The 5,847-nt window shown below is 68.9% G+C and carries 6 protein-coding genes and 1 pseudogene; 3 read left to right on the top strand and 4 right to left on the bottom strand.

What is annotated here, in order from left to right:
* Positions 1-101: 101 nt before the first annotated feature.
* Both tnpC (CRP50_RS24580) and CRP50_RS24575 read left to right on the top strand, forming a co-directional pair.
* Positions 102-1,484, top strand: a pseudogene (gene tnpC / locus CRP50_RS24580) (IS66 family transposase); the annotation flags it as partial.
* Between the two features lie 2 nt (positions 1,485-1,486).
* Positions 1,487-1,729: a hypothetical protein gene (locus CRP50_RS24575; protein ID WP_097281839.1), complete on the top strand. Its 243-nt coding sequence runs from the start codon at positions 1,487-1,489 to the stop codon at positions 1,727-1,729.
* Here the strand turns inward: CRP50_RS24575 and CRP50_RS26395 are convergent.
* The 4 genes from CRP50_RS26395 to tnpA form a co-directional block, all read right to left on the bottom strand.
* Entirely contained in the window at positions 1,713-1,835 is a 123-nt protein-coding gene (locus CRP50_RS26395) for a hypothetical protein (protein ID WP_281257969.1), read from the bottom strand. The genes CRP50_RS24575 and CRP50_RS26395 overlap by 17 nt on opposite strands.
* A 910-nt stretch (positions 1,836-2,745) precedes the next feature.
* On the bottom strand, positions 2,746-4,308 hold the full coding sequence (gene tnpC, locus CRP50_RS24570; RefSeq protein ID WP_097281838.1) for an IS66 family transposase: 1,563 nt from the start codon (positions 4,306-4,308) through the stop codon (positions 2,746-2,748).
* A gap of 48 nt (positions 4,309-4,356) precedes the next feature.
* Positions 4,357-4,710 carry an IS66 family insertion sequence element accessory protein TnpB gene (tnpB, locus tag CRP50_RS24565; RefSeq protein ID WP_097281837.1) on the bottom strand — a complete coding sequence of 118 codons (354 nt, stop codon included), beginning with the start codon at positions 4,708-4,710 and terminating at the stop codon, positions 4,357-4,359.
* A complete protein-coding gene (tnpA, locus tag CRP50_RS24560) occupies positions 4,707-5,141 on the bottom strand; it encodes an IS66-like element accessory protein TnpA (RefSeq protein WP_097281836.1) in 435 nt (144 codons plus the stop codon). The genes tnpB and tnpA overlap by 4 nt, the downstream gene beginning before the upstream one ends.
* Positions 5,142-5,388: 247 nt before the next feature.
* Between tnpA and CRP50_RS25385 the strand changes: the two genes are divergently transcribed.
* Positions 5,389-5,616 (top strand): hypothetical protein, encoded by a 228-nt coding sequence (locus CRP50_RS25385; RefSeq protein WP_141415261.1) that lies wholly within the window; start codon positions 5,389-5,391, stop codon positions 5,614-5,616.
* Positions 5,617-5,847 lie beyond the last annotated feature (231 nt).

Genomic DNA, 5,847 nt, shown 5'->3' with positions numbered 1-5,847 from the left:
GCCTGACCGTTACACCGCCTGCCGCCAGCTCTCCAAATCTCCTATACCGTCGCCCGGCGTCGCGGCGAGCCCTGCGACCGCGGCATACGGCGGACCGTTACGACGAACTCGCCGCCGAGCAGGCCGTGGCGCGCACCACCACCGTGGCGCCCTTCACCCGTCGGCGGCCGTCGCGCCAGCCCTTCCCCGAGCACCTGCCGCGCGAGCGGATCGTCGAGCCGGCGCTGGCCGCCTGCGCCTGCTGCGGCGGCGAGCGGCTGCGCAAGATCGGCGAGGACGTGACCGAGACCCTGGAAGTGATCCCTCGCCAGTGGACGGTGATCCAGCGGGTGCGGGAGAAGTTCAGCTGCCGGGATTGCGAGACGAACGCCCAGGCGCCGGCCCCGTTCCACGTCACGCCCCGCGGCTGGGCCGGACCCGGCCTGCTGGCGATGATCCTGTTCGAGAAGTTCGGGCAGCACCAGCCGCTCAACCGCCAGGCCGAGCGCTATGCCAGGGAGGGCGTGCCGCTGGCGCTGTCCACCCTGGCCGACCAGGTCGGCGCCGGCTGCACCGCGCTGGAGCCGCTGATCAGGCGGATCGAGGCCCACGTCTTCGCCGCCGAGCGGCTGCACGCCGACGACACCACCGTCCCCGTCCTGGCCAAGGGCAAGACCGACACCGGCCGATGTTGGGTCTATGCCCGCGACGACCGCCCGTTCGGCGGCCCGGCGCCGCCGGCGGCCATGTTCTATTATTCCCGCGACCGCGCCGGCGAGCATCCCCAGGCGCATCTGGCCGGGTATGCCGGCCTGCTGCAGGCCGACGCCTATGGCGGCTACGGCAAGCTCTACGAGGCCGACCGCAGGCCGGGCCCCATCCTGGAAGCCGCCTGCTGGGCCCATGCCCGGCGTCCGTTCTTCGCGCTTGCCGATCTCGCCTCCAATGCCCGCCGCAAGGCGCATGGCAAGACCGGAGCGGTGATTTCGCCGCTGGCCCTGGAGGCGGTGCGCCGCATCGACGCGCTGTTCGACATCGAGCGCGCGATCACCGGCCAGTCCGCCGAGGAGCGTCGCGCCGTTCGTCAGGAGCTGAGCGCGCCGCTGGTCGCCGACCTGGAGGCCTGGCTGCGGGAGCAGCGCGCCGGTCTGTCACGCGGCAACGATTTGGCCAAGGCGATGGACTACATGCTCAAGCGCTGGCCCGCCTTCACTCGCTTCCTCGACGACGGCCGCGTCTGCCTGTCCAACAACGCCGCCGAACGGGCGCTGCGCGGGATTGCCCTCGGACGGAAGTCGTGGCTGTTCGCCGGTTCCGACCGCGGCGGCCGGCGCGCCGCCGCCATGTACAGCCTCATCGTGACGGCCAAGATGAACGACGTCGATCCGCAGGCCTGGCTGGCCGACGTGCTCGCCCGCATCGCCGAGCACCCCGCCCACCGGATCGACGATCTCCTCCCCTGGAACTGGCGGCCGCAGGATAGCGCCAAACGCCAGGCGGCCTGACCATGGCCGCCATCGCCGCCGTCTTCACCATCGCCCGTGTCGCCGAGATGCTGGGGGAGGACGAGGACTGGCTGTGGGAGCTCTCCATCGACATGGTCCCCGAGGACGGCTGCCTGCGGGTCTACGGCGTCGGGGAAGACGTGGCGACCGCCTTCACCGATTACGGCATCGAGACCCTGAAAACCATCATCGACGACCTGAGGGCCATCGGCCAGGCACCGCCGCCGCTCAAGCGACCGCGCTGAGATCCTGGGCGCCTGCGGTACTCACCGGATGGTTACCGACCAGATCATAGTCCTGGTCGTCCACCACCAGCTTGCGGTCGGACCCGCGCACCGGCACGAATTGCATGGCAACCTCCGTCAGGCATGTGGGCCTGAGCATAGCGCACCCGCATGCCGCAGGCATCACCGGCGGAAGACAGCCGAGGGCGGTGGAGGCGGCAGCGGAGGGCGCCGGAGGGGCAAGCAGGCGGAGGGGACCGACGTAGGCGCCGGAGGGTGCGGAGGCCCTGATGGGGTACCTGGCCGGCAAAGCCGGCGGGAGGAACTGGCATAGGCACCGCGGGGAGAGGCGGCGCGGCCTTCGACCGCCCCGCTTCGTCGAGGAGCACCGGGGGCTCGCGCTGCAGGGAGGATGAGGTGTCTAATGGGGTGCGGGAGGTGTGAGTGTCTGATGGCGCCCGGCCTCGCTGGTGAAGACCTCGTAGACCATTAGACAGGCGATTAGACACGCGATTAGACAGGGCCATTAGACAGGCTCAAAGCCGCAGAAATCCTAGCTTTCGGATGGTGGTGTCTAAAGTGTCTAATGATTCCCCGCACACATAGACGCTAATAGACGGACGCATGCCGCGTTAGCGAAATTACTACATCTGACGCAGTGGCGGCCTCTCCAACATATCTATACCCACGGAACCATTAGACAGATTAGACACTTAGTGATAACTTCATAAAAAATACAATAAGAATCAACGGTTTAGGGGGCGCTCCTGGGTGTCTAATGGGGCTGAATCTCGACTAGACACCGTTAGACAGATTAGACGGCACCCACTCCTCCCCTGCAGCGTGAGCACCAGTGCCACTCGACGAAGCGGGGCGGACGAAGGCCGCGCCGCCTCACCCCGCGGTGCCTATGTACGACGCGCTCCTCCCCGGCCCTCCAGGGCCACGGGCCGCCTCAAGTCCCACTGGGGAGGGGTATCAGCGCCGGCTTCGCCGGCATCTGGTGCGACGTAAGCGGGGCATATCGCCCACGGCGATCAGCCGTTGACGGCGGCCTTCCAGTTCCAGGGCAGGAGCTCGTCCAGCCGGCTTGCGGGGAAGTCCATGACGATCGTCTCGAGGACGCTCTTCAGATAGGCGAAGGGCTCGACGCCGTTCAGCTTCGCCGTCTCGATGAGGGACGCGACGATGGCCCAGTGGTCGCCGCCGCCGTCGGAGCCGGCGAACAACGAGTTTTTCCTGACCAGAGTCACCGGCCTGATGCAGCGCTCGACGGCATTGGAGTCCATCTCGACGCGACCGTCATCAAGGAAGAGGCAGAGGCCGTCCCAGTGGTTGACGGCGTAGCGCAGGATCTCGGCGAGCGGCGCTTTGCCGGACACGCGGGCGAGTTGGGCGTCGATCCAGGTCCGCATGCTCTCCACCAGCGGGCGGGTACGCTCGGCCCGAGCGGCTTGGCGTTCCTCCGGCGCCCGGCCGCGGATCTCGCTCTCGATGCGGTACAGTTCAGCGATCCGGCGCAGGGCTTCCGCGGCCACCGGCGACCCCTGCTTCACATGAAGCTCGTAGAACTTGCGCCGCAGGTGGCTCCAACAGAAGGCGAGCGTGATCGGCAGCGGCAAGGCGGCGCCGGCCTTCGCCGTGACGACGCTCTTGTAGGCGGCATAGCCGTCCACCTGGAGGACGCCGGCGAAACCGCTGAGGTGGTCGCGCGCGTGGTCCGCAGCGCGGCCGGCGGCATAGACATAGGCGACCGCCGGCGGATCGCCGCCGCCCCAGGGCCGGTCGTCTCGCGCATAGGCCCAGAGCTGGCACGTCTTGGTCCTGCCGCGCCCCGGGTCGAGCACCGGCAGGCGCGTCTCGTCGGCGTAGAGCTTGGCCGACGACAGCAGGTGCAGCCGCAGCCGTTCGTACAGCGGCTTCAGCCACCAGCAGGCATGGCCGACCCAGCCGGCCAACACCGAGCGGTCGATCTCGATGCCCTGGCGCGCCAGGATGCGGGCCTGGCGATAGAGCGGCAGGCCGTCGGCGTACTTGCCGACCAGCACCTGGGCGATCAGGGCCTCCGTCGGCAGGCCGCCGGCGACGACATGATCGGGTGCCGGCGCCTGCACCACGCCGGTCTCGCAGGTCCGGCAGCCGTAGCGCGGACGCCGGGTGACGAGGATGCGGTACTGCACCGGCACGACGTCGAGCCGCCGGCTGACGTCCTCGCCGATCACGTGCCGCTCGCCTTTGCAGCAGGGGCAGACCTTGTCCTCGGGCGCGACGTCGATGACGCGCTCGATCTCGGGCAGGGTCTTGGGCAGCGAGGCCCGCTCGTCACCCGTCCGTCGACGGCGCCGTTCCACCGGCGCGGCCGCGTCCATCTCGGCATGGACGGCGGCGATGCTCTGCTCCAGGTCCTCGAAGGCGAGGGCCAACTGGTTGGGGTCGAGCTTCTCGGACCGCCGGCCGAACATCAGCCGCTTCAACTGCACCAGGAGGTGCTCGAGGCGGTCGGCGCGGTCCTTTTCGACGTCGCGCTCCTCGGCCAAGGCCAGAACCAGCCGACGCAGGTCGGCGGGATCTGTCGGCAGGGTGTCGAGGTCGAGTGGCATGGCCGGATTTTACCCGCTCCGGGGTCGCCGGGCCAGCCGGAAACCGGCTCAACAGGCGGCTTTGGGCGCTTCGACCGACCGCCGCCGGACGCGCGACCAGTCGAGCCCTTCGAGCAGCATCGCCATCTGCGCCGGCGACACCGTGACGACACCGTCACGCACCGGCGGCCACGTGAAGCGGCCGGTCTCCAGCCGCTTGTAGAACAGGCACAGGCCGCTGCCGTCCCACGCCAGGATCTTGACCCTGTCCAGCCGCTTCGAGCGGAAAACGAAGAGGTCGCCGCAGAAGGGATCGCGCCGCAGGGCTTCCTGCACGACCGCCGCCAGGCCGTCGTGCCCTTTGCGGAAGTCCACCGGTTGCGTGCAGAGCACCACCTTCACGCCCGTCGGCGGCGCGATCACCGCGGCCTCCGCAGGGCGCCGATGACGGCGACCGCCAAAGCGGGATCGACGTCGCCCGACAGCACGGCGTGCCCGCCATCGACCACCACGTCGATGCGACCCGGCCGCCGTGCATCGGGCTGCGGCGGGCGCGTCTCCAGCTTAGGAGCTTCGACCACCATCTCGGCGAAGGGACCGCCGGCCGCGATCGCGGCTCCCTTGGCGATGTTGGCGTCCCGTCGCCACACCGTAAGCAGGCCGCGGTTCACGCCGTACCGCCTCGCCACATCCGAAATGCTGGCGCCCGGTTGCGCGCTCGCCGCCACGATCTCCGCCTTCTCATCCGCCGTCCACTGTCGGCGCTGCCGGCGGCCCGTGATGACCTCCACCCGCTGGTACGGCCTGGCTTCATCTCTGTCTCCAAGCCAGGCATCAAGTCTGTCGTCATCCATCGCGGCCGCACCTCGCTCGCCTCGGAAAGCGATCACGATGCGGCAGAGCGCGCTTCGTCAACAGGTGGGGGAGGAGACCCGCTTACGGTGCGACTGCCGGCTGCCGGGCGCCCAGGACCATCAGATACGGGGTGTCCTCTGCCGGCTCCGCCGACATCCAGTGCGACTGCAGGCCGCCAACATCGGCTATGCTGGTCCCACGCCGGCCGCCGCGGCGTAGTCTGTCCCGCCACCACAGGAGGCGCCCATGGCTGGCAACTTCGACGACCGCAAGATTGAAGCCGTCCTTTCGGGATCTCTATCCACCGACGCCCTTGGGCCCGAGGAACACGACGTCTGGCTGGAAGCCTTCGGCGAGAAGATGGCAACGCCTTCGCCGGAAGCGGAAGCCTTCTTCGCCGAGCGCCGTCGCCTCGGTCGAGGAGTAGGCCTTTCGGACGCCGGTGAAATCGTGCGAGAAACCGGCGTTCCGTGAGCAGGGTCATGGCTCTGCTTGCCGACCCCAACGGGGCCGGCAAGTCCATCCTCGTCGACACGCAGAGCCACTCGCCACCGTCCGGTCCTCGTGCAGGATGAGACGTGTTCTCCGTCGTTCTCGATGCTGGAGACGGTCCGGCGTCCCCTGCCCTGCGGTGCTGCCCCTCCCCTGCCCTTCTTGGGCCTCGTAGGGCCCATTTCGGCCCTCCTAGCTGGAGTCCGAAAAGCG

It is taken from the genome of Caenispirillum bisanense (assembly GCF_900230255.1).
GTDB classification, from domain to species: Bacteria; Pseudomonadota; Alphaproteobacteria; order Rhodospirillales; family Rhodospirillaceae; genus Caenispirillum; species Caenispirillum bisanense_A.
This window is presented reverse-complemented; position numbering and strand designations above follow the sequence as displayed.